15 protein-coding genes, 3 pseudogenes and 1 other annotated feature are annotated in these 24,273 nt (G+C 33.5%); of the genes and pseudogenes, 14 read left to right on the forward strand and 4 right to left on the reverse strand.

Annotated elements, in window-relative coordinates:
• The first annotated feature begins 3 nt into the window (after positions 1-3).
• The 7 genes from ACK1U5_RS17530 to ACK1U5_RS17560 all read left to right on the forward strand — a co-directional run bounded on the left by ACK1U5_RS17530 (position 4) and on the right by ACK1U5_RS17560 (position 8,389).
• Positions 4-516 (forward strand): adenine phosphoribosyltransferase, encoded by a 513-nt coding sequence (locus tag ACK1U5_RS17530; protein ID WP_000346215.1) that lies wholly within the window; start codon positions 4-6, stop codon positions 514-516.
• Positions 517-726: 210 nt separating this feature from the next.
• Entirely contained in the window at positions 727-2,910 is a 2,184-nt protein-coding gene (gene relA / locus ACK1U5_RS17535; protein ID WP_001262811.1) for a GTP diphosphokinase, read from the forward strand.
• 16 nt (positions 2,911-2,926) lie between these two features.
• A complete protein-coding gene (locus tag ACK1U5_RS17540; protein ID WP_001266965.1) occupies positions 2,927-3,367 on the forward strand; it encodes a D-tyrosyl-tRNA(Tyr) deacylase in 441 nt (146 codons plus the stop codon).
• A 165-nt stretch (positions 3,368-3,532) separates the two neighbouring features.
• Complete coding sequence (locus tag ACK1U5_RS17545; RefSeq protein ID WP_001242605.1) at positions 3,533-3,709, forward strand: hypothetical protein; 177 nt, start codon at positions 3,533-3,535, stop codon at positions 3,707-3,709.
• Between the two features lie 54 nt (positions 3,710-3,763).
• Positions 3,764-3,994: a binding site (T-box leader), on the forward strand.
• A gap of 69 nt (positions 3,995-4,063) precedes the next feature.
• Positions 4,064-5,335 (forward strand): histidine--tRNA ligase, encoded by a 1,272-nt coding sequence (hisS, locus tag ACK1U5_RS17550; protein WP_044584871.1) that lies wholly within the window; start codon positions 4,064-4,066, stop codon positions 5,333-5,335.
• 12 nt (positions 5,336-5,347) lie between these two features.
• Positions 5,348-7,123, forward strand: coding sequence for an aspartate--tRNA ligase (gene aspS, locus ACK1U5_RS17555; protein ID WP_000840905.1), 1,776 nt, complete (start codon positions 5,348-5,350; stop codon positions 7,121-7,123).
• A 498-nt stretch (positions 7,124-7,621) separates the two neighbouring features.
• On the forward strand, positions 7,622-8,389 hold the full coding sequence (locus ACK1U5_RS17560; protein WP_113710608.1) for a tRNA threonylcarbamoyladenosine dehydratase: 768 nt from the start codon (positions 7,622-7,624) through the stop codon (positions 8,387-8,389).
• 535 nt (positions 8,390-8,924) lie between these two features.
• Here the strand turns inward: ACK1U5_RS17560 and ACK1U5_RS17565 are convergent.
• Together ACK1U5_RS17565 and ACK1U5_RS17570 are read right to left on the reverse strand one after the other, a co-directional pair.
• A complete protein-coding gene (locus ACK1U5_RS17565) occupies positions 8,925-9,566 on the reverse strand; it encodes an RsfA family transcriptional regulator (protein WP_069605075.1) in 642 nt (213 codons plus the stop codon).
• A 37-nt stretch (positions 9,567-9,603) separates the two neighbouring features.
• Positions 9,604-10,596 (reverse strand): annotated as a pseudogene (locus tag ACK1U5_RS17570) (replication-associated recombination protein A); the annotation flags it as partial.
• 226 nt (positions 10,597-10,822) lie between these two features.
• On the opposite strand from ACK1U5_RS17570, the pseudogene ACK1U5_RS17575 reads away from it, so the two are divergent.
• The 7 genes and pseudogenes from ACK1U5_RS17575 to ACK1U5_RS17605 all read left to right on the forward strand — a co-directional run.
• Positions 10,823-11,214 (forward strand): annotated as a pseudogene (locus ACK1U5_RS17575) (methyltransferase domain-containing protein); the annotation flags it as partial.
• A 106-nt stretch (positions 11,215-11,320) separates the two neighbouring features.
• Positions 11,321-11,772: pseudogene (locus tag ACK1U5_RS17580) on the forward strand (arsinothricin resistance N-acetyltransferase ArsN1 family A).
• 205 nt (positions 11,773-11,977) lie between these two features.
• Entirely contained in the window at positions 11,978-13,144 is a 1,167-nt protein-coding gene (locus tag ACK1U5_RS17585) for an ATP-binding protein (RefSeq protein WP_113710609.1), read from the forward strand.
• A 204-nt stretch (positions 13,145-13,348) separates the two neighbouring features.
• Positions 13,349-15,922 (forward strand): KAP family P-loop NTPase fold protein, encoded by a 2,574-nt coding sequence (locus ACK1U5_RS17590; RefSeq protein WP_113710610.1) that lies wholly within the window; start codon positions 13,349-13,351, stop codon positions 15,920-15,922.
• 519 nt (positions 15,923-16,441) lie between these two features.
• Complete coding sequence (locus ACK1U5_RS17595) at positions 16,442-16,750, forward strand: hypothetical protein (protein ID WP_098573823.1); 309 nt, start codon at positions 16,442-16,444, stop codon at positions 16,748-16,750.
• Positions 16,747-20,190 carry a PIN domain-containing protein gene (locus ACK1U5_RS17600; protein WP_069604736.1) on the forward strand — a complete coding sequence of 1,148 codons (3,444 nt, stop codon included), beginning with the start codon at positions 16,747-16,749 and terminating at the stop codon, positions 20,188-20,190. The genes ACK1U5_RS17595 and ACK1U5_RS17600 overlap by 4 nt, the downstream gene beginning before the upstream one ends.
• Before the next feature lie 303 nt (positions 20,191-20,493).
• Positions 20,494-21,774, forward strand: a complete 1,281-nt coding sequence (locus ACK1U5_RS17605; RefSeq protein ID WP_069604737.1) for a replication-associated recombination protein A — start codon at positions 20,494-20,496, stop codon at positions 21,772-21,774.
• Between the two features lie 50 nt (positions 21,775-21,824).
• Here the strand turns inward: ACK1U5_RS17605 and ACK1U5_RS17610 are convergent, their stop codons facing one another.
• Positions 21,825-22,571 carry a hypothetical protein gene (locus ACK1U5_RS17610; protein WP_069604738.1) on the reverse strand — a complete coding sequence of 249 codons (747 nt, stop codon included), beginning with the start codon at positions 22,569-22,571 and terminating at the stop codon, positions 21,825-21,827.
• A gap of 3 nt (positions 22,572-22,574) precedes the next feature.
• On the reverse strand, positions 22,575-24,266 hold the full coding sequence (locus tag ACK1U5_RS17615) for a site-specific integrase (protein WP_069604739.1): 1,692 nt from the start codon (positions 24,264-24,266) through the stop codon (positions 22,575-22,577).
• Positions 24,267-24,273: the final 7 nt, after the last annotated feature.

Genomic DNA, 24,273 nt, shown 5'->3' on the forward strand with positions numbered 1-24,273 from the left:
AATATGGATTTCAAGCAACATATCGCAATTGTACCGGATTATCCGAAAGAAGGTATTGTGTTTAAAGACATTACACCTTTAATGAATGACGGTAAAGCATACAAAGCAGCAACAGATGCAATCGTTGAATACGCAAAAGAAAGAGATATCGATGTTGTAGTAGGACCAGAAGCTCGTGGTTTCATTATCGGTTGCCCAGTTTCTTATGCGTTAGAAGTAGGATTTGCGCCAGTTCGTAAATTAGGAAAATTACCACGTGAAGTAATTACAGTTGACTACGGTAAAGAATATGGTAAAGATGTTTTAACAATCCATAAAGATGCAATTAAGCCAGGTCAACGCGTATTAATTACAGATGACCTATTAGCTACAGGTGGAACTATTGAAGCGACAATTAAGCTAGTTGAAGAACTTGGCGGAGTTGTAGCAGGGATTGCATTCTTAGTAGAGCTTACTTACTTAGATGGTCGTAAAATGTTAGATGGTTACGATGTATTAGTATTAGAAAAATACTAATCACTATATAGGTAAAACTACGGTGATAAAAAGTACCCGTGAATCTCTTGGAGAGGAGCGGGTACTTTTGTATAATTGAACAAAAAATCATGGTGAAATGTCAGTAAAATCTTTTCCTTTTCACAATTCACAATCATTGGGTTATAATGATAGAATATAATTTATTCTATTAAATAAAGATAAAGTCAATTTTCAATAAAAGGTGATTCGATGGCAAATGAGCAGGTACTAACAGCTGAACAGGTACTCGAGAAAGCAAGTCAATATTTAGTGGATGAAGATATTGAGCTAGTAGCACGTGCCTATGAATATGCACGCGATGCGCATAGCGAACAATACAGAAAATCGGGTGAACCGTATATTATTCATCCAATTCAAGTTGCAGGTATTTTAGTTGATTTACACATGGATCCAGCTACGGTATCAGCAGGTTTCTTACATGATGTAGTGGAAGATACAGAGATTACGTTAGAAGATATTGAACGGGAATTTAACAAAGAAATTGCTATGCTTGTTGATGGTGTTACGAAGCTTGGGAAGATCAAATATAAATCTCACGAACAACAACAAGCAGAAAACCATCGCAAAATGTTTATTGCAATGGCTCAAGATATTCGAGTTATTTTAATTAAACTAGCTGATCGTCTTCATAACATGCGTACATTGAAACATTTGCCTCAAGAGAAGCAGCGTCGCATAGCGAATGAAACGCTAGAAATCTTTGCACCTTTAGCACATAGACTCGGAATTAGTACTATTAAATGGGAGCTAGAGGATACGTCACTTCGCTATTTAAATCCACAACAATATTATCGTATTGTAAATTTAATGAAGCGTAAACGTGCAGAACGTGAAGAATACTTAGACGAAGTAATGACTGGTATTCGTGAGAAATTAAAAGAAGTTGCAATTCAACCTGAGATCTCTGGAAGACCGAAACATATTTACAGTATTTATCGTAAAATGGCACTGCAAAATAAACAGTTCAATGAAATTTACGATTTATTAGCTGTACGTGTTGTTGTAAATAGTATCAAAGATTGTTATGCAGTGCTTGGAATTATTCATACGTGCTGGAAGCCGATGCCAGGTCGTTTTAAAGATTATATTGCAATGCCAAAAGCAAATCTATATCAATCTCTTCATACGACTGTAATTGGACCGAAAGGTGATCCACTTGAAGTGCAAATTCGTACGAAAGAAATGCACGAAATTGCAGAATTCGGGATCGCGGCACACTGGGCATACAAAGAAGGAAAAACAGCAGAAACAACAGGTACATTAGAGAAGAAACTCACGTGGTTCCGTCAAATATTAGAATGGCAAAATGAAGCTTCTAATGCAGAAGAATTTATGGAGTCATTAAAAATTGATTTATTCTCTGACATGGTATTCGTCTTTACACCGAAAGGCGATGTAATGGAATTACCACTTGGATCGGTTCCAATTGATTTCGCGTATCGTGTCCATTCGGAAATTGGGAATAAAACAATTGGTGCAAAAGTAAACGGGAAAATGGTAACGCTGGATTATAAATTAAAAACCGGCGATATCATTGAAATTTTAACGTCGAAACATTCATATGGCCCAAGTCAAGATTGGGTAAAACTTGCTCAAACATCTCATGCGAAAAATAAAATTCGTCAATTCTTTAAGAAACAACGTAGAGACGAAAATATTGAAAAAGGCCGTGAACTTGTTGAAAAGGAAGTACGTGGTCTAGAGTATGAGATGAAAGAAGTATTAGCGCCTGATAACTTAAAACGCGTCGCTGAGAAATTTAACTTTGCAAATGAAGAAGATATGTTTGCAGCAGTTGGATATAGCGGAATTACAGCTTCGCAAATTGTTACGCGACTAACGGACAAGTTCCGCAAGCAACGCGAAGAAGAAGAAATTGTTGAAGTTAAAGAAGTTCGTAAACCGATGAAAATTCGAAAATGGGATTCTGGTGTAAAGGTAAGCGGTGCTGATAATTTATTAATCCGTTTATCGAAATGCTGTAACCCAGTTCCGGGTGATGATATCGTTGGGTATATTACGAAAGGCCGAGGTGTATCGATTCACCGCCGTGATTGTGTAAATGTTCATACAGAAGAAGCGATAGAACGTTTATTAGAAGTTGAGTGGGAAGGTAGCCCTGAAAAAGAAATAGAGTATAACGTTGATATTGAAATTTCAGGTTACGATCGCCGCGGTTTATTAAATGAAGTACTGCAAGCTGTTACAGAGACGAAAACATACATTTCAGCTGTTTCTGGTAGAAGTGACCGTAATAAGATGGCAACAATTAATATGTCAATCTCGATTCGTAACTTACAACACTTGAAAAAAGTAGTAGAACGCATTAAACGCGTTCCAGAAATTTATGCAGTACGACGCATGATGCATTAATAGGGAGTGTAGAAAGATGAGAGTTGTTTTACAACGATCAAAGAAAGCGTCTGTCACAGTAGACGGTGAGATCGTAGGACAAATTCCGTTCGGTTTAACATTACTAGTTGGCATTACGCACGAAGATACAGAAAAAGATGCAACTTACATTGCGGAAAAAATTGCAAACTTACGTATTTTTGAAGATGAGAGCGGAAAGATGAATCATTCTGTACTTGATGTAGAAGGACAAGTTCTATCTATTTCGCAATTCACATTATACGGAGATTGCCGCAAGGGAAGACGTCCAAACTTTATGGATGCTGCGAAACCTGATTATGCAGAGCGTTTATACGATTTCTTTAATGAAGAAGTTCGTAAACAAGGATTACATGTGGAAACAGGGAAGTTCGGAGCAATGATGGATGTTTCTTTAATCAATGATGGTCCGGTGACCTTAATTGTAGAAAGTAAATAGTGTTGATAAAAAAGAGAGGGTTATATAATCCTCTCTTTTTTATACATTGTTGTATGTTTTGTTCATTTATTTGGAATTAATAGCAGTTTTGGTTATGTATAACTCTTTCATCAATATGGAACAATAAAAAGTAAAACATCCATATTGAATGTGAGGGATATACGTATGCGTATGAATGAAAAAGGGCATTCTGTTACAAATGGTGCAAATCAACTATTTAACGTGAATTTTCATGATTTTATTTCAAAAGAGCAAAACAATACTTCAATGGAGCTTGCTTCCGAGTTTGGGATTTCTCTTCAAGATGTAAAGCGTTTAAAGAAGCAGATTGAACGTTCTTAGAGCACTTGACAATCCTACTTAACAAACGTATAGTAATTTTATATTTACATATGAATATAACCGTTGATAGAGAAGAGTAAATGAGACACACATGGAAAGAGAAGGAATGTCTTAGGCTGAAAACATTTCTACATGATGACTGATTGAATGACACTCTAGAGGTTTCAACTTGAACGGCATATACGCTTAGTAGGGATGAACGCATATTTAAGCGTTATTAAAAAAGTGGAAGCATAAGTGCTTCAATTAGGGTGGCACCACGGGTATAATACTCTCGTCCCTACTGTTCAAACAGTAGAGGCGGGAGTTTTTTTATTTTTATTAAGATTAAAACAATTTGAGGAGGAACTGAATATGTCTATTCAAATCCCACGCGGAACGCAAGATATTCTTCCAGGCACTGTTGAGTTATGGCAGTATATCGAAGGGCAAGCACGCGAAATTTGCCGTCGTTACAATTATAAAGAAATTCGTACACCAATTTTTGAGCACACTGAGCTATTTTTACGCGGTGTTGGTGATACGACAGATATCGTACAAAAAGAAATGTACTCATTCCAAGATCGTGGAGAGCGTAGCTTAACATTACGTCCAGAAGGTACTGCACCTGTTGTACGTTCTTACGTTGAAAATAAAATGTTTGGTGATGCAACACAACCAACGAAATTATACTATATCGGTCAAATGTTCCGTTATGAAAGACCACAAGCAGGTCGCTATCGTCAATTCGTACAATTCGGTATCGAAGCAATCGGCAGTAATGACCCTGCAATTGATGCAGAAGTAATTGCACTTGCTGTTGAATTTTACCGCGGCATGGGCTTAAAAAATATTAAAGTTGTATTAAACAGTTTAGGTGACGCAGCGAGCCGTCAAGCACACCGTGATGCATTAATCGCACACTTTGAGCCACGTATCGGCGAATTCTGTTCTGACTGTCAATCTCGCTTAGAAAAGAATCCACTTCGAATTTTAGACTGTAAGAAGGACCGTAACCATGAATTAATGGGAACAGCACCATCTATTACAGAATACTTAAACGAAGATTCAGCAATATACTACGACAAAGTTCAAGAACTATTAACGATGATGGATGTTCCGTTTGAAAAAGATCCGAACTTAGTGCGTGGTTTAGACTACTACCAACACACTGTTTTTGAAATTATGAGTGAGGCAGAAGGTTTCGGTGCGATCACTACATTAAGCGGTGGTGGCCGTTATAACGGACTTGTACAAGAAATCGGTGGACCAGAAATGCCAGGTATCGGTTTTGCAATGAGTATTGAACGTTTAATTATGGCGCTAAAAGCTGAAAACATTGAATTACCACTTGAACATAGCATTGATTGTTACGTTGTGGCGCTTGGCGAAAAAGCGAAAGACCATGCTGCAAAAGTTGCGTTCGATCTTCGTAAAGCTGGATTGTCAGTTGAAAAAGATTATTTAGGTCGCAAAATGAAAGCACAATTTAAATCAGCAGATCGTCTAAAGGCGAAATTTGTAGCTGTATTAGGAGAAGATGAGCTAGATAAAGGCATCATTAACTTAAAAGATATGGCAACAGGTGAACAAGAAGAAGTAGCGTTAGATGTATTTGCTTCATACGTAGCAGAGAAATTAATATAGGGGGAACTTACAGTGGCTGAAAGAACACATGCATGTGGAAAAGTAACAGTAGAAGCTGTTGGACAAACAGTTCAATTAAAAGGTTGGGTACAAAAACGCCGTGACTTAGGTGGATTAATCTTTATCGACTTACGTGACCGTACAGGTATCGTGCAAGTTGTATTTAACCCAGAAACATCAAAAGAAGCGTTAGAAGTAGCAGAAACAATTCGTAGCGAATACGTATTACACGTAGAAGGTACAGTTGTTGAACGTGGTGAAGGCGCAATTAATGACAATATGGCAACTGGTCGTATTGAAGTACAAGCAACAAAAGTAAATGTACTAAATGCAGCGAAAACAACGCCAATCATCATTGCTGATGATACAGATGCATCAGAAGATGTGCGTTTAAAATATCGTTATTTAGACTTACGTCGTCCAGTAATGTTTAACACATTCAAAATGCGTCATGACGTAACGAAAACAATTCGTAACTTCTTAGACACAGAAGAGTTCTTAGAAGTAGAAACACCAATTTTAACGAAAAGCACGCCAGAAGGAGCTCGTGACTATTTAGTGCCAAGTCGTGTGCATGATGGTGAATTCTATGCACTACCGCAGTCACCACAGTTATTTAAACAGCTTCTTATGGTCGGCGGATTTGAGCGTTACTATCAAGTAGCACGTTGTTTCCGTGATGAAGATTTACGTGCGGATCGTCAACCGGAATTCACGCAAATCGATATCGAAGCTTCATTCTTAACACAAGATGAAATTTTAGATATGATGGAGCGTATGATGACGAAAGTTATGAAGGATGCAAAAGGTGTAGAAGTTAGTGCACCATTCCCTCGTATGAAATATGCTGATGCAATGGCTCGCTACGGTTCTGATAAGCCAGATACACGCTTTGAAATGGAACTAACAGACTTATCTGAGTTTGCAGCAGGTTGTGGCTTTAAAGTGTTTACAAGTGCTGTAGAAAGCGGCGGACAAGTAAAAGCAATTAATGCAAAAGGTGCTGCAAGTAAATATTCTCGTAAAGACATCGATGCATTAACTGAATTCGTGAAAGTATACGGTGCAAAAGGTCTAGCTTGGCTTAAAGTTGAAGAAGATGGCTTAAAAGGACCGATTGCGAAATTCTTCAGTGAAGAAGATGCAAATGTGTTAATGAGCACATTAGAGGCTACTGCTGGCGACTTATTACTATTCGTAGCAGATAAGAAGAGCGTTGTTGCAGATAGCTTAGGTGCACTTCGCTTACGTCTAGGTAAAGAGCTTGAGTTAATTGACGAAAGTAAATATAATTTCCTATGGGTAACGGATTGGCCACTTCTTGAGTACGATGAAGATGCAGATCGTTACTTCGCAGCTCACCACCCATTCACAATGCCATTCCGTGAAGACGTTGAGTTACTAGAAACAGCACCAGAAAAAGCACGTGCACAAGCATATGACCTTGTATTAAACGGTTATGAGCTTGGTGGTGGATCACTTCGTATTTACGAGCGTGACGTACAAGAAAAAATGTTCAAAGCACTTGGATTCTCACAAGAAGAAGCGCAAGAGCAATTCGGGTTCTTATTAGAAGCATTCGAATACGGTACACCACCACACGGCGGAATCGCATTAGGTTTAGATCGTCTTGTTATGTTACTTGCAGGCCGTACGAACCTTCGTGATACAATTGCATTCCCAAAAACAGCAAGCGCAAGCTGCTTATTAACAGAAGCTCCAAGCCCAGTTGCAGAAGCACAGCTTGAAGAGTTAAACTTAAAATTAAGCTTAAAAGAAGAGAAGTAAGAATAGGGTCTAGATGGTTATACTATAACCGTCTAGACTTTTTTTGAGAGGTTGTTTAAAAAGTCCGGTTTAGATAACTGTCGCATCTCATCGTTGCTTCGCCAGTCCGGTGCTCGAGTAGTATTTCTACACTGCGCTCCTCCTGGCTTCAGCGCCTCGATCTCCTCGGTTCTCTAAATCCTCCTTTTTAAACGTGTATTGAAAGGAAGTTTAAAAAGTCCGGTTTAGATAATTGTCGCATCTCATCGTTGCTTCGCCAGTCCGGTGCTCGAGTAGTATTTTTCTACACTGCGCTCCTCCTGGCTTCAGCGCCTCGATCTGCTCGGTTCTCTAAATCCTCCTTTTTAAACGTGTATTTAGGAAGAAATGAAATTCTGGTCTATGTTTTCATTTTCGAAATATGTATTTTTAGGAATTCTATAACTTTTTCTATACAAATAGTCGGAAAAACGCTAGAATACATGGTAGACCATTTTTGTAATAGGAGTGTAGAGCTGAATGTTACATCAATTTTCACGTAATGAATTAGCCTTCGGTAAAGAAGGACTTGAAATATTAAAAAATAGTACAGTCGGTATTTTAGGAATTGGCGGCGTAGGCTCTTTTGCAGCTGAAGCGTTAGCACGTTCTGGCGTTGGACGTCTTGTATTAGTTGATAAAGACGTTGTAGATATTACAAACGTAAACCGTCAAATTCACGCTTTAGTATCTACTGTAGGACGTTCAAAAGTAGAATTAATGAAAGAGCGTATCGCAGACATTAACCCAGAGTGTGAAGTAATTGGACTTGAAATGTTTTATACAGATGAAACATATGAAGAGTTCTTTAAGCACGGTTTGGATTTCGTAGTGGATGCATCTGATACGATTACGTTCAAAATTCATTTAATTAAACAATGTTTACGTCGTAAAATTAAAATTATCTCATGTATGGGTGCAGCAAATAAAATGGACCCAACTCGTTTCCGTATTGCGGACATTTCTAAAACACACACAGATCCGATTGCGAAAGTCATTCGTACGAAGCTTCGTAAAGAGGGTATTAAAAAAGGTGTAGAAGTTGTCTTCTCTGACGAAAACCCAATCGTAATTCGTGAAGAAGTACGTAAAGAAATCGTACCAGACGAAAATGCAAAAATTCGTAAAGCGAAATTACCGCCTTCATCAAATGCATTCGTACCATCTGTGGCAGGCTTAATTATGGCAAGTCACGTTGTACGTGAACGTATTAAAAATGTAGAAGTGAAACGTGTAGGGCAAGAATAAAAAAAAGCATATATCCATTTTGGATATATGCTTTTTTTTTATGTATTAAAGAAATATGGATATTTGCATTACTACTAGTTCAAATGTAAGTAACGCTAGTAAGTAATGATCATATTTATCTGATGTATAGGCGGACGTCTTTTTTAAACTGTTAATGGTGAAAAGAGCCAAAGTTAGGACGAGAACACCGAGTGTTATTTTGAAGACTATTAAAGAAATAGCAACCATCCCCCTTTAAAGGTATATGTTTATAATAACATTTTAGTAAAAAATATCTAATCCGTTTTAGGAGTTTCCTTGTATGACAAGGAGGAATGTTATTGTCAATCTTTGTCGTTAAATCGATATCCTTTATTGAATCGTTGATATATTGCAAGTTGTGATAGATATATTCGAAAAATCGTTGATATATTGCAAGTTACGATAGATATATTCGAAAAATCGTTAATATAATTTCATTTACCGACATGTATATATATGATTTACCAAAAACAAACAAGGATGTCACTCAGTTAAAAAAGTGACATCCCTGTTTTTAATTCTCAGCAGAATAAATAATATCTAAATTCCCGTTTTGATCGGTTTTGAAAATCGGGGCAATTTGCTCTTCTTGCTCTTCGACTGAAACAAGTTTTCGAGCACGATCCATAATTCGAACAAGCATCGCGTAATCTTCTTCGATTGCTTGTTGTTTTTTTGTGAGTACCGCTAATTTCGTTTCAAGTTCATGATTCGTTTTTTGCAGAGAAGTGAGCTGAGCTTGTAATACATCATTTTCAGTTTGCAACTTTGCGAGTGAAGGGTTATTATGCTCCAAGTTTTGCAAAAATGAGATGACATTTTGCATCGTAAGTTCTTGTTTACTTGGCGTAATATCTTCAGAAAACTCAGCATCGATTACGAGTTTTTTCGTTTTCGTGAACTGATTTTTTTCTATTTTAGCTTCAGAGCGCTTTAATTCTTTACGTTGTTTCTTCGCAAGCTGCACAGCATCTTCGTAATTCGGTCTTACTTCAGCATTCCATCTAAAGCCGCAAGCTGCTGAAGTCCGGTTCAACGTATCGCCGACTTCATCAAATGCTTTTATTTGTGTACTTCCGCTGCGAATATGTCGTAAAACAGTTTCTGCTAAAAGGAGATCATCTTCTTTTGTCCATGCATCTTGACGTGTTTTCATAAGCGAAGCCTCCATAATGGTGACGTTTTCGTTTATGTTACCCTTTATTTTTCGTTTTATTCGAAGTTTGTAATCTTTCATAAACAGTAGAAAGTGCTTGCTCAAATTTCCCTGTCGTTTTCGGTTTATAATATTGCTTGTTTTTTATTTTATCAGGTAAGTATTGTTGCCTTACCCAGCCGTTTGGATGGTCGTGTGGATATAAATATCCAATGCCTCTTCCAAGCGATTCTGCGCCTTTGTAATGACTATCTTTTAAATGGCTTGGAATGTCACCTGTTTGACCGTTGCGTAAATCGTGTAATGCAGCATCAAGTGCTTTATAAGCTGAATTTGATTTTGGTGATAAGCATAGCTCGATAACGGCATTTGCAAGTGGGATGCGTGCTTCTGGGAATCCAACTCGTTCAGCTGATTCAATTGCAGCTAGTGTACGTGGTCCAGCTTGTGGGCTAGCAAGTCCAATATCTTCATAAGCCATAATAAGAAGGCGTCTGCCAATACTTTGTAAATCACCTGCTTCAATAAGGCGTGCTAAATAATGGAGCGCTGCATTTACATCACTTCCGCGCACTGATTTTTGAAATGCTGATAATACGTCATAATGAGCATCGCCGCCTTTGTCGTGAACGAAGCTCTTCTTTTGTAAGCATTCTTCTGCAATCTCGAGTGTGATTTCAGCCGCTTGATCGTCTGTAGTAAAGCTAGATAATACAGCAAGCTCAAGTGCGTTATAAGCGGAACGCATATCACCACCAGAGGCGTTTGCAAAGTGATGTAGTGCTTCATCTGTTACCGTTACAGCATATTCTCCAAGGCCTTTTTCTTTATCTTCTAAAGCTCTTTTTAACCCAATTAAAATATCATCTTCTGTTAGTGCGTGTAATTCGAAAATTTGACACCTGCTTCGAATAGCGGAGTTTATTGCATGGAATGGATTACTTGTCGTTGCACCAATTAAAGTAAGAAGTCCGCTTTCTAAGTGAGGTAATAGAAAGTCTTGCTTTGCTTTATCTAGACGGTGAACTTTTGTATAACTTGTTTTATATGGATGAAATTATTAAACGTTGTTTTAAAAAGATTGTATGATTTTTATCCAAATTTCGACGGATAAAATTATGGCCCGATAAAATTATGGCCCGATAAAATTAGACTACATTCTTTTTGTACTAAAGTAGAATATTGGATATTTGCGATATCTGAATGAATATAATTAAAACACGAAAAGGTGTCTCAATGATCGAGACACCTTTTTTATAGGAGAAACAGGTTTAGCAATTGGTGTAGATATGACACCAGAAATGGTAAGTAAGGCGCGTGCTAACGCTGAAAAACATAATTATAAAAATGTTGAATTCCGTCTTGGTGAAATTGAACACCTTCCTGTTTCAAATGATTCAGTGGACGTTTAGCGATTTCTGATATTGTACTCACAGCAGAGTTACCAGAAGATATTCAAAAAAATTTACGTTTTTATTCGGGTTGTATTTCAGGAGCATCCTATATTGATCATTTGAAGGGTTATTTGGAAAAAGCAGGTTTTGAATCTATTCGGATTGAATCAAAAGGGTTTATCAAAGATTGGGCTCCTGGTACAAGTGTAGATGAATACATTGTATCAGCAGTTATAGAAGCTACAAAACCATAAAAAGAATGAATTAGTCTATCCATCATCATGGATAGACTAATTTTATAAGAAAAAGGGGATAGGAGAATTGTTAATTCGTAATGCGAGAGCACCAGACATTGAATAAATCACTGCGATCTACAATCAAGGGATACAAGATCGAATTGCTACCTTAGAAGAAAATGAGAAGACCGTTGTTGATATGGAAGAATGGTTTTCAAATCGTAGTGATCGATATGCAGTATTAGTGGCGGAAATGAAAGGACAAATCATAGGGTGGGTGTCTTTAAATTCATATTCACACCGTTGTGTGTATAACGGTGTTGCTGATTTATCTATTTATATTGACCGAGAGTAACGAGGAAAAGGGATAGGAAAACGGCTGTTAAAAAAATTGAAGAAGTTGCTGTACAAAATGCATTTTATAAAATTGTATTGTTTACATTTCCCTTCAATTTATTAGGACAAGGTTTATATTGTTCTATGGGGTATCGTGAAGTAGGCGTATTTGAAAAACAAGGAAAGTTAGATGGGAAATTTGTGGATGTTATGGCAATGGAGAAAAACGTTGGCTTATAGAATATGGTTATATTAAAACAAAGGGTAAAGTTAACTTTACCCTTTGTTTTTTGTTTCATAGGACGTTTTAAGAATAGGAATAAAACACTACATACAGTTTTGTATTTGTTGTTTTATTTCTATATGCAGTTTACAATATTTTTAGGTATTTAATGGAAAGATTATAAGTTTAATAGAGAGAATTTATCGTAAAGGGGAAAACGGTTTGAAGAATATTGAGTGGTTAATAAAGTATGAACGTGAAAGCACAAGACTAGATTTTAAAAGAGAACAATATAAAAAAGAAAAAAACAAAGATTTAATTAAGGATATTATGTCGATGGCTAATGCGCCAATTGACGGTAAAAAATACATTGTTGTTGGTGTTAAAGATAAAACAGATGGAGAGAAAGAATATCATGCAATTCAGAAAGAGGAATTTATAGATCAAGCAACTTATGAACAGGTTATTCGAGAAAACATCGAACCTTCTATTGAGTTTTCATATTCTCCACTTGAAGTAGGAGGGAACTTATTAGGTATATTTGAAATTGGTCCTTGTAATAATCCTCCTTATATGATGAAAAAAGATTTCCAAAGTTTAAAAAAAGGAGATTGTTACATCAGAAGAGGTAGCCAGCAAGATCGATTAACAAGAAGAGATTTAGATGAATTATTAACTTTTCGATCAAATCAGTATTTTAATGGGAAAATTTCAGTTGGTTTCAATGAAACATTTGAGGATAAAATAGTTATAGAAGGAACAAAAGAAGTTAAATTCCCGTCTGAATTAGCTAAACAAAGAATTGAGGTTGAATTAAATAGGAGAGAAAAAGAAGGTGAAATGGAAATGCATCGTTTTGATAGTATGATATTTTCGCCTTTTCAATCAATACCTTATGGAAAAAGAAGTACGGAAAAGCTAAGAGAAAATTTAAAAGAGGTGAAACAAGATTATTATCAGCACGACTGTTATTATGTAGGTGAAGAAATTTCAAAAAAGATAAATATTATTCTTCGGAATAATGGTGAGCGATATTTAGAGGACGTATCTATTCGAGTGACAATTCCAAGAGAAGAGGGAATAATCGTAATGGATGAGATTCCTTCAGAACCGCCTAAGGGTAGGGATATATTTCATGCGGCTATTTCTAATGTAGCAATTAATACTGTTTTGCATTATCCGAATGTGCAAAAGGAAGAAAAGTATTTTGTTGTTGAAGCAGATGTTGGAGCTCTTAAACACCAACAGAACACAGAGGTTTTTGCAGAAGAATTAAGAGTTGCTTTTGGGCCAAGGGCCTGCGGGAAAAATTTAAATTGGGAGTATACAATATATGCTAAAAATCTCCCTAAGCCAATTACTGGTGAACTGAGAATAGAAGTTGTATAAAGGTTTTGTGTAGAATATGTTAAAACCGTTAAGAAGCATAATCTAGAATAGTTGAATTAATAATAATATTGAGTGGGATCTAATATTATTGACCGATTTTTACTGGGAAATCGGTCATCTTTTTTGTATGGATTTTAATATTACTGAGAACTTATTCGTGTTTAATGAAAAATGAGAGAGTGTAAATAGAGGTGTGAATGCTAAATGAGAAATGTGAGCTTCAAGGATATTAGTACTAAAGGTCTTAAAGTAATAAAAAGCTTTGGTATAGAAACAATTATATTAAGCAGTTTAGTTACTATATTATTAATGGTTTTACATAATTTTGTGGAAATTAAAAGTCCAACTATGTTGGTGTGGGATCGAGTAAATCTTTTTGATTGGACTGGAATTTGGGCAGTTATTTTATATTTAACAGTAATAACCATTATATTATTGATAGTAAAATATAAAGAACCTTTATATGGAATAATACGAAAAAGTCATTATTTTACATACATAACCCTCGCTGATAAAGCTTTAGCCAGTTTGTTTATAGGACTAATACTCTATAAGGTTATTACAGCTTTTGGTGTGGGTAAACTTAGCTTTATAGCTGAATACTATGTGTTATTGGTGCTTATTTTTGTTTTTCTAGTTAGTAGAATTAGTAAAATAATAAGAAATGTTATTAGAGATAAGGGTTCTCAGCGATTTGTGGGAGACAATCCAGCAACAGAAGATTTATTGAATAGAAAAAACACTGTTGATAATTTATCTAATGCTATAAAAAACGTTAATGTTAAAGGTTCATTTGTTATTGGGATGTATGGTGAATGGGGAGAGGGTAAAACTACTGTATTAGATATGATTGAAAAAGAGTTAGGTGAAGAGAAAGATTATGTCCATGTAATTCGCTTCGAACCTTGGTATTTTAAATCTATAGATTCAATTATAAAAAATTATTTTGATCTAATCTGTGAAAGTTTAGGGAAAAAAATGATGACATTGGATTTGATGATGTTAATTTCTGATTATCGAGACTTGCTTCTTGATTCAATTGAAGGATTTAAGGTTAAAAAAATTATTTCAATGGTTATTCCTGATTTCACTTCTAGACAAAATGTAAATACGGTAAAAAATAAAATCGAAGATAAATTAAAAAAGCTGGATCAAAAGGTAGTTATTTTTATTGATGATTTGGATAGGATGGAAAGAGAAGAAATATTATTGATTTTCAAGATGGTTAAACTATTTTCAGATTTTGATAACTTTATTTACATTCTATCCTTTGATAAAAAAAGGGTAGAGAGAATCCTTTGGCGTGAAATGAGATCGGATAAAGATTTTTTAGACAAAATTATACAAGTAGATTTTAAATTACCTAAAACCCCTAACGGAACATATGAAACTATTTGGGTAAACTATTTAAATAGTTTCATAAGAGAAACAGGAATAACTATAGATAGAGAAACAAAAGATAAAATCCAAAGTATTTTACCAAGTATCTCAGCTTTATTTGATGATGTGAGGAAAATTAAACGCTTCTATAACTTATTAAATATAAAATCTGCTATGCTGAAAACGGATATCAACTTTTATGATTTTTTAATGATTATTTTAATTGAATTTTCTTTCCCAGTTCAGCATAGTGAGATTCTCAAAAATAAAAATAAGTTTGTTTATTACTTCTCTGATATTGTTTTTCAAATGCCGAGTGGAGATATTAATCAAAAAAGAAAAGAATATTATAATGGATTCTTTTCTAAAGTGGTAAATGAAGAAAAACAGGAAATATTGAAAAATATTCTGGGTTCGATATTTACCTCAGTGAAACATTACAAAAATGGGTACGATAATTTAGTAAACACTGGTGCAAATTATGAATTTATTCTTAGAAAATCAATTGAAGATGATCAGTTCTTTGATTTTTACTTTACCTTTGAGAAAAATAGATACATGATTTTAAATGATAAAATCGAAGAGGTGGTATTGAGCTTAAATCCTGAGGTTGATAAGAATTTAAGCAATTCTAAATTTGTTAATGTATTCGATGAAATGGATTTTAGGGAACAAGTTCAGTTTTTTAAAAATATTAGAGGTTATATAAGAGATATGGATTCATATTCTAGTTCAAAATTGGTGCAAATACTTTACAGCAATTCATCAATGTATGATGATAAAGAGTCAGGAATAGATTTAACTGCATATACGCATGCAAAAGGAACGGTAGCGGAAATAATTAAACTAGCTAATACCAATGAATTAAAAAAGGCTTTATTAGAAGATGTTATTAAAGAATGTGTGGATTTAGAATTTGTAAGAGGAGTACTGTATTTTGCCGAGGGACATGCAGAAAAGATGGGATACGAATATATTGTGAAAGAATGTAAGTCTTTATTCCAAAAAAAGTTACAAAAGAAGTATATTGATTTGGGTGCAAATATTTTTGTGGACAATCAAAAAAGATATGGAATGTGGGTTTTAATGGAGTATATAGATAACACAGAAGAGGTCATTGAATATTATTATAAATTAATTGAAAAGAACCCAAGAAATATCATAAAGTTTCTTAGTATTTTTCAAGCAAGAATTGATTCATTTCGAGATGATAAACTATGGAAAGAAATTCGGTTCAATGATAGAGACTTTAATATGTATTTTGATAAAGAAAAAATTAATGAATATGTAAGAGTATGTGAAGAAGTCAATAGTACAATCACGGAAGAAGAAAAAACAATAATCAATTTGTTTAAGGAATTCTATAATAACAATCGAGAGGTATATTTAACTAGTTAAAAGGACGGACAGCAATTATAAGAAAGGTATCAGAATAAGGTCCCTTTTTTATAAAGTGTCTGTAAATCCCCCTAACTATTTACGTTCGAATAAAATGAATATATTAATGAAAAATAAGAAACGATTGGTATAGATGATGACGTTCTATTTTTTATAGGAGCTATCTATGGAGCGGCTTTTCAAAAATTACTCGATCTTTACAGATAAGAAAAAGATTCTAATAAGTGGAATGAAAACTTAGAGGAAGAATAACGAATAAATTGGGCACTAAAAGTAATAGGAGATTTATGTGCACATAATAATATAACGAAATAAGAAGTGGATAAGTTATTAACAAATAACTAAAAAGATCCTCTTCATATGTTTTTAAAACAAGCATAAGAAGAGGATCTTTTTGCTTTATATTTAATCATCTTTATCATATAGAACAAGCTGATATAATAGTTTCTTAAACAGACATGAATTATATGTATTAGCATGGGTAAATGCAGTCCTTATTGTTGATAGGGAAAGAGAACTATGCATTTAATGCCATTGCAATTGGAAAATGTTATAATATTAAATGTTCAATACTATTTGAATCAGTTCTTCCGTTTTATTAAACAAATAGGAAAAGGTGAATTTATGGATATTTTTAACTTTATAGCAGGATTAGCTTCAATAGTATCACTTTTAATTTCAATTTTTGTAGCAAATAAGGTTATTAAAATTAAAAATCAATTGAATATTACAAATGTTGATTCTTCAAGAAATGATAATCATCAATCAATTAAAACAAGAGATAATAGAGGAACTACTATTAATCAATATGGACGTGACCATAAATGATTAAGAGATTCCTAAGTAAATTTTTACCTAGTGTTCCCACGCAAATTATTAAAACAAAAGATAATGAGAATTCAAGTATTACACAGATTCAAAATATAAATTTAAATGTGAATTCTGAACAAGGGCAAGAATTATTAAGGTATCTTAGTGTCAAGTATGAAGAGGGAGCAAACGGGACTTCTCAAGAGATTTATGTCGCTTTAATAAGTAAGTTTATTGATACGGCTAAAAACTTATTAAAACAAGCTAGATATGATGAAGCTAATGAACATATTGATGAATTGCTGTGTAGCAGTGGTTATTCGTCTATACATGATGTTCATAAAGCTGAACTTTTTTATTTTAAGGGATGGATTGCGTTAGAAAAAGAGAATGAGTCTTCTTGTAGGGAGTATATTGATAATATTCTTCAACTGGATGGGCAAAATTCTAAAGCGTATGAATTAGAGATGCAATTATTAGTTTATACTAGAAATCGAGTTGAATTTGAATTATTAGAGTATAAGTTAATACAAATAGGAATAAATAACATAGATTTAAATTTAAAAAGGGCATTATTTGAAGTTGCTTGTGAGGATTTTGAAAAAGCAATTGAATTTTTGACGAGTGAAGGAGAGCTAAAGCAAGAATATAAAGAGAATGCTGATGCTTTGTACTATTTAGGGTTGTGTTATATTAACACGGGAGAATTTGAAAAAGCGAAAGCTGCATTGAACAACTCCAATCAATTAGAAGCGAGTCAATATAAAAAATATCTTGAAATATTGAGTGAGGTACTCCCGATAATTTCTATTAAAAAAATGATTGATTTTTGTCCATTGAGTAATGAGGAAAAGAAATTAATAGAGAGAAATTTAAGTGACTTACTAAGTCTTCAAATTTATATGGGAAATACAGGATTCGATTTACAAATTGATTATTGGGGATACATATTAACTCTTAAATTATTTATTAAACCAGAAGAAATAATCGTGGATGTTGAAGGATTAAATGCTGAAATAAAGAATTCAGATATGATTATTCTTATGCTTGCTGAAGCTTATTATATATTAAATAGAATCAGTGATGCTTTGCCATTATATCAAGGGTTATACGAAAAATCTAATAATGTACACATTTTACAGAAGATAGTATCAATACTATATAAACAAGGAAATTGTGAACAAATAAAACAATATGTTGAAAAAATAGAGTGTATTGATCAAGACGAGTATTTGGATGTTATTAATTGCTATTTGATGTCTTGTTCTAAAAATAATCATTCATTAGATGAGTTGAAAGAAGTAATTTTAAAATATGAAAATGAATTTAATCAAGAAGCTCTGTTTTATAATGCGGTATGTAGAGCCATTTATCCCAAAAATGAAATTGAAGGAATTGCTTATTTAGAAAAGGCTATTAAAAATCTTAAAAATGAAGAAGAATTAATTCTTGTTTCCTTGACGTGTAAAGATATCCAGTGTTATGAAAAGGGATTGTCTTTAATAGAAGATAAGATAGAAAGCTCATTGATTTTAAAAGTTATTTATGTTGAAATGCTTCTGGATTCTAATAAGAGGGACAACCTTATAAGAGCTGAAGAAATATTATCTACAATTCCCAAAGATGAAATAGATGACAGACTATTAATGTTGAAAGCTGATGCGAAAATATACACAGAAAAGTATGAAGAGGCAATAGAGTTATTTTCAACCGTTTTTGAAAATACTCCCTCTGAGGAGATTGCTTATAAAACTGTGATTTCAAAGTTGAATTTGAATGATGGGGATAATATTGAAATATATTTGCCCTTTTTATTAAAAAGTATTAATCCCATTTATATAATGACGGGAGCTTTAGCACAGAAAGATTTGCAAAATAATGTTGATGAAGGATTAAAAAATGCCTATAAATCTCTATGTTTTTTAAAAGGGAAATTTAATGAAACAGTGTATCAACAGTATATTTCATTTTTTATACCTATCTTAGGAAGGGAAAGTCGTCTAGAGGGTAGATTCGATACACCGATAAAAACTGTTAAAGCTAATACTGTCACAACTCTTATGAGTGAAGAGGGTGAAACAAAACATATTTGTTTACATGATGAAGATTTTAATACTCTAGATGAGAATGAATTTGACTTTGACTGTGAGCATATTTTAAGTACTTCATCTTTAGGGATTAATTTACTAGGTAGAAATATAAATGATTTGTTAGTTTATCAGGGGAAAAGCTATAAAATAAGTAAGATAGTAGATAAGTATTTATATGCACACTTTTATTGTTTTAATAGGCATGTAAGGGAAAGACCTGAATCTAAGGTTTTAAGGACAATTCAATTTGATTTTGAAAACCCCCAAGATATATTTGAAAAGATGATACCGTTTCTATCGGAGGGCCAGCAAAGAAATAAACAAATGCTTGAAGCGTATAATAACGGCAAAATGCCTATAAGTAGTATAGTTAATTTTGATTATAGCCGATATTATCAAGTAGTAAAATATTTATTTAATAGTCCTGACCAAGTGTTTAATTCAGGCTTTTGTAATACAAATGTTTTAAGGGATAACACTGTACCAATTGTTATAAATTTAACTTCCTTAATTCTTTTGAAAATGGTTGATAGGCTAAGTCTTATAGAAAATTACAGTGATAGAATATTTATTCCTGAATCAATGATTAGTATCATTACAAGTTTGTTTGAAAAGGCTAGGAATTCGGATAAAGTGGCAGGGACAATGTACTTAGATGATGAGGGGGTACCAAGATATCAAGTATTAACAGAAGAAGAAAAGCGAGATGAAATTAACTTTTGGCGTGATATTCTAATTACGATAAAAGAATGTAATGTTATAGATCAAATAGAAGTAGCGCAGACGTTACCAAAAGAATTATTATATGACCTAGAATGTATAAGTTTAGCTAATAGTATGAAGGGGATTTTGGTATGTGACGACTTTTTTATAAGGGAAATTGGTCATCATATGTTTAAATCCGTAAAGACAACAAACTTCATTTCGCTATTAGAACTACATTGTAAAGAAAATCGGGATGAATATGAAGGTTATTTAGATGTATTATTGAGTTTAAGTAAAAATCAATATGTTTCTTGGGGAAATTTAGGTGCTTTGCATTCAATCATATTTGATTATTTGTTAAATATAGTTCCTATATATGGAAGGGAAACTCCGTATGGGAAATTTGAGGAGATTTTAAGGGAGTTATTTTCTGATATAAGGTTTTTCAAAGAAAATTTAAGTGGTATCAGTGAAATAATTAATCAGCTTTATGATAAACGAATTAACCCTACTTCTCTAAGGATTCTTGAATTAATAATTAACCAATTAAGAACAATGGCTGAATTTCATGGGAGTATTAATTCAATGAGACAATATATTTTAGCAGTAAGTAAGCTAGATATTTCCAAGGAACAACTTTTATTAGATATTTATAATAGATGATGTAGGAAGAGTTTTTTATTATTATGATTTGCGTATTATGTTAGAACAAGAAAGGGGCTTCTTAATATACAATGGAGGGCCCTTTTTGTTTGTTAATTTTTCTAGTTTATATTTAGAAGGTCTACTGAGTGATATGTTATAAATAATATCTAAGGAAAATTTTAAAATTAAAAATGTAAATTATGGACGAAGTTGAATTTAAGAGGATTTTTGGAATTTTTCACTCATCCTACTTTATGGTAAATTTATTAAAGACATAATTTATTTAATAGTGTGCTTTAAGCTAAAGGGGAGATATATATAATGTTTTACAATGAACCTTTATCACATAGGATGAGACCACGAACAATTGATGAAGTAGTCGGGCAAGATGGTGTAATAGGTCCCAAAACAGCCTTATATCGTATGCTTCAAAATGGACATATCCCATCTCTTCTTTTCTATGGACCGCCAGGTACTGGGAAAACGTCTCTCGCTTTTGCGATCGCAAATACAGCAAAGAAAGAATTTTATGCACTAAATGCCATTAGTGCTGGGAAAAAAGAAATAGAAGCTGTTATCGAAGAAGCAAGATTAACTCGTAACGCGATTTGTTTTATAGATGAGATTCACTTGTTAAATCGTACACAGCAAGACTCATTACTCAAGGCATTAGAGGAGGGAGTATTTACTCTAATTGGGGCAACAACAGAAAATCCTTACCATAGTGTGAGAGGTGCGATTTTATCAAGAATTGGACAAGTAAAGCAATTAAAATCTTTGACCGCCCCTTCTATTCTAAAACTGTTAAGAAGGGCGTTAGAGGATCAAGGAAACGGTTTAGGGAAAATGAATATTACTATATCCGATGAGCTATTAACATTAATTGCTCAAACAACAGGAGATGCGCGTTCTGCACTCAACTTATTGGAGGATATTGTATTTGGTTCTGAAAAAGATGAAAATAACAAAATTATTGTGACAGAAGATACTGTGAAACAATGTATCCAAAATAAAGGGTTCTCTCATGATAAAAAAGGGGATATTTTTTATAATTTACTATCCAGCTTTCAAAAAAGTGTCAGAGGTAGTGATGTAAATGCAGCCCTTCACTATTTGGCAAGATTGTTAGAAGGGGGAGACTTAGTTTCCATTTGCAGGAGATTACTTGTTATGGCGTATGAAGATATTGGGTTAGCCAATCCTGAACTTTGCGCAAGAGTTTTACCTGCAATAGAATCAGTAGAGCGAATTGGGTTGCCTGAGGGAAGAATACCTTTATCCGTTGTAACAATTGAATTGTGTTTATCTCCTAAATCAAATTCAGCATATAAAGCTTTGGACAAAGCAATTGACGATGTGAAAAAAGGACGTACAGGTGACATACCTGCACATCTAAAAGATTCCCATTATCAAGGTGCAGAAAAACTAGGGCATGGTCAAGGATACTTATATCCTCACAATTATCCAAATGGATGGGTGAAACAAGAGTATTTGCCGAATGAATTGAAAAATACGATATATTATGAGCCAAAGGTGGCTGGAGAAGAGAAGAAATTCGGTCATATTTACCAGAGACTGGCTGATTTGAAAAAACAAAATTAATAATAAAAATAGTTCTCCCCACCAATTTATGAATAGGTGGGGAGAACTATTTAGAAATCAAAATCATCCAAAATGCTTTCTTCTTTTTGTTTTGGAGGATTTAAAGGTACTACTTCACTTTGTTTTACTTCTCGTAATGAAGTATTTTTCTTGAGTTCGTTCATTTTACTAAAAATCTCAACAGGGTTATCTGATAGCATACTTTTTAACAATTCTTCAGCGATTGGTGTTCGTGTTTTACCTACCGTTAATAAATTTGTTAGTGGAATATCTTTGTTCATGCTTAATTCCATCCATTGGAATAAGGTGTCTTGATAGGATTCTACATTATCTTTAAGATCTTTATTTTGTTCTTTTGCTTGTACCAAAGCTAATTTTGTTTCAAGTAATTCTTTCTCTAGCTTCTTGCATTTTTTAATATATTGTTGGAGCTTTAATTCATTCATTTTTAAAGCGCCAATTATTTTATTTTTATCGGAAGTTTTTCCTGTGAAAAACTTATTTACGATATCGTTTGTGTTAATAATTGACTCATCTTCTTGAACTTCATTAGGAATATGGTGTTGCATGACTTGATTTGTTTTGTCAATTATGGCTCGTCCTTCACCTTTTCGCCAAAAAAATTCTCCGATGTTGTGTTCAATCTCACCATTTTCAAACAATTCTTTGGAATATCGATATACATCCATATACGCTATTTTTCCAGTAACTTTTTGTTCTTTAGTGTAACGATAGATAATATCTTGTATGAGTTCTGCGGGAAATGTTTTTTTAGGTCTGCCTCGTCTTTGTGTCATTATTTACTTCGTTCCCTTCGTAGCATTTGCTAATTTGAGTGAGAAATTCAACATTTTATGTACACTTGTATCTAATTGATTTTTAGTAACGAGTAAATCTCTATTAAACTCTTGGTTGAATTCTGAGAAATCATCTTCAAAGGCTTCATTTATAGCCATTTTGTAAAGAGTGTTTAATGTTTTTACAAGTGCACTTACTTCGTTTTTACACTGTTTTAGTTCATGTTCTATTTGTTCTTTTTTAGATAAGAACTCTTCAGGGCTTATTTTCCAATAATCACAAAAATAGCATTTATCTACTTGGCAAAATACATTTTGATCTGTACAATAACCTGTTTCAAGTTCCATTTCGAAACCTGTATCATTAGTTTTCAGGACTTTTTCTCTTACAAAATCATCATCTAAATAGTTATGATGTGAACTAGAGGTAGAAGAATCTTCTTTATTTATTTTTTGTTGGAACTTGAATTTTTGCATCAATTGTATAATTTCAACGTCTACCCAATATTCCATATGCTGTTGATAATGATATTGTGAACTTACAGAGGTGTGTCCTCCGAGTCTGGCGATTTCAATAGGATGATAGCCTTGTCGCATTAAATTTAAAAAAGCGAAATGCCGTGTATCTCCAAGGCGAATTCTATGTGTATATGTTACTTGGTACATCTTTTCTACGATTTCCTCATAGAAGTCATTTAAAAGTAGTTGGAGACGGTTATATCTAAATCTACGTTTAAAGTATTCACGATGATTATATGTTTTTTTAAATTGAATTGATGCATCAGAAATTAATGTTATTGATGGGCCGAAAGTATTTGTCATTGTGATGTAATTTTCTATTTCTTGATACAATTTTTGAGGTATAGATATTTTATCAATGATTTGAATTTTATAATGATTTTTTTTCTGTTTTAAACGAGGTAATTGTATATAATACCTTCCATTTTCTTCGCTTAAAGCATTTCTATTTATATCACAAAATTCTGCAGGGCGCATGGGAATCAAATTACTTAGTGTCCACCACAAATAAATTGGATAGTATTTTAAAAAGTGATTCTCTTCTTTCGATGTTTCTTTAAAAAAACTTTCAATTACCCACGAAAATGTTAATACATCGTTTGAGGGAGGGAGCTTTCGAACCATTCCGCCAACTTTTTGAATATCGATATCTTTTTTTATATCTACAAGCATTTTTTTATAAGTCTGCGTAACGTCAATTCCTTCATAAAAATCAATGAAGTTGAGGATAGGGATACATAGATTCCACCGTGTTCTATCGTCACATTCATAAAGAAGATAATTGTTAGTTTGCTCTAATAAATCCTTGTTACATATATGAGATAATGTGAGGAAATTTTCTACATATTTATAGTATTTGCTAAGTGATTCTACGGAACGATAAGGAATTAAAGTAGCGATCCAGCACTTTAAAGCTTGAATGATAAGAGTAGAATCTGCATTCCAGAATGTCGTTTTTTCTCTCATAGTTGCAAAATTAAAGTAAACATGTGAATGACGAGTGTCACATATAAAACGCCATTCGTCATCTTCAATAGTGCCTTCAATCAGTAAACCTTTTGCTTTTTGTTCCTCTAAAATTTCAACTGATTGTTGAATCATACTATCTACATCGAACTGAAAATCATTGAATTCTTCAAGTAATTCTTCAATCCTTTTGTCTTCTATTACAGACATGATTATC

The organism is Bacillus sp. XB1, assembly GCF_053557995.1.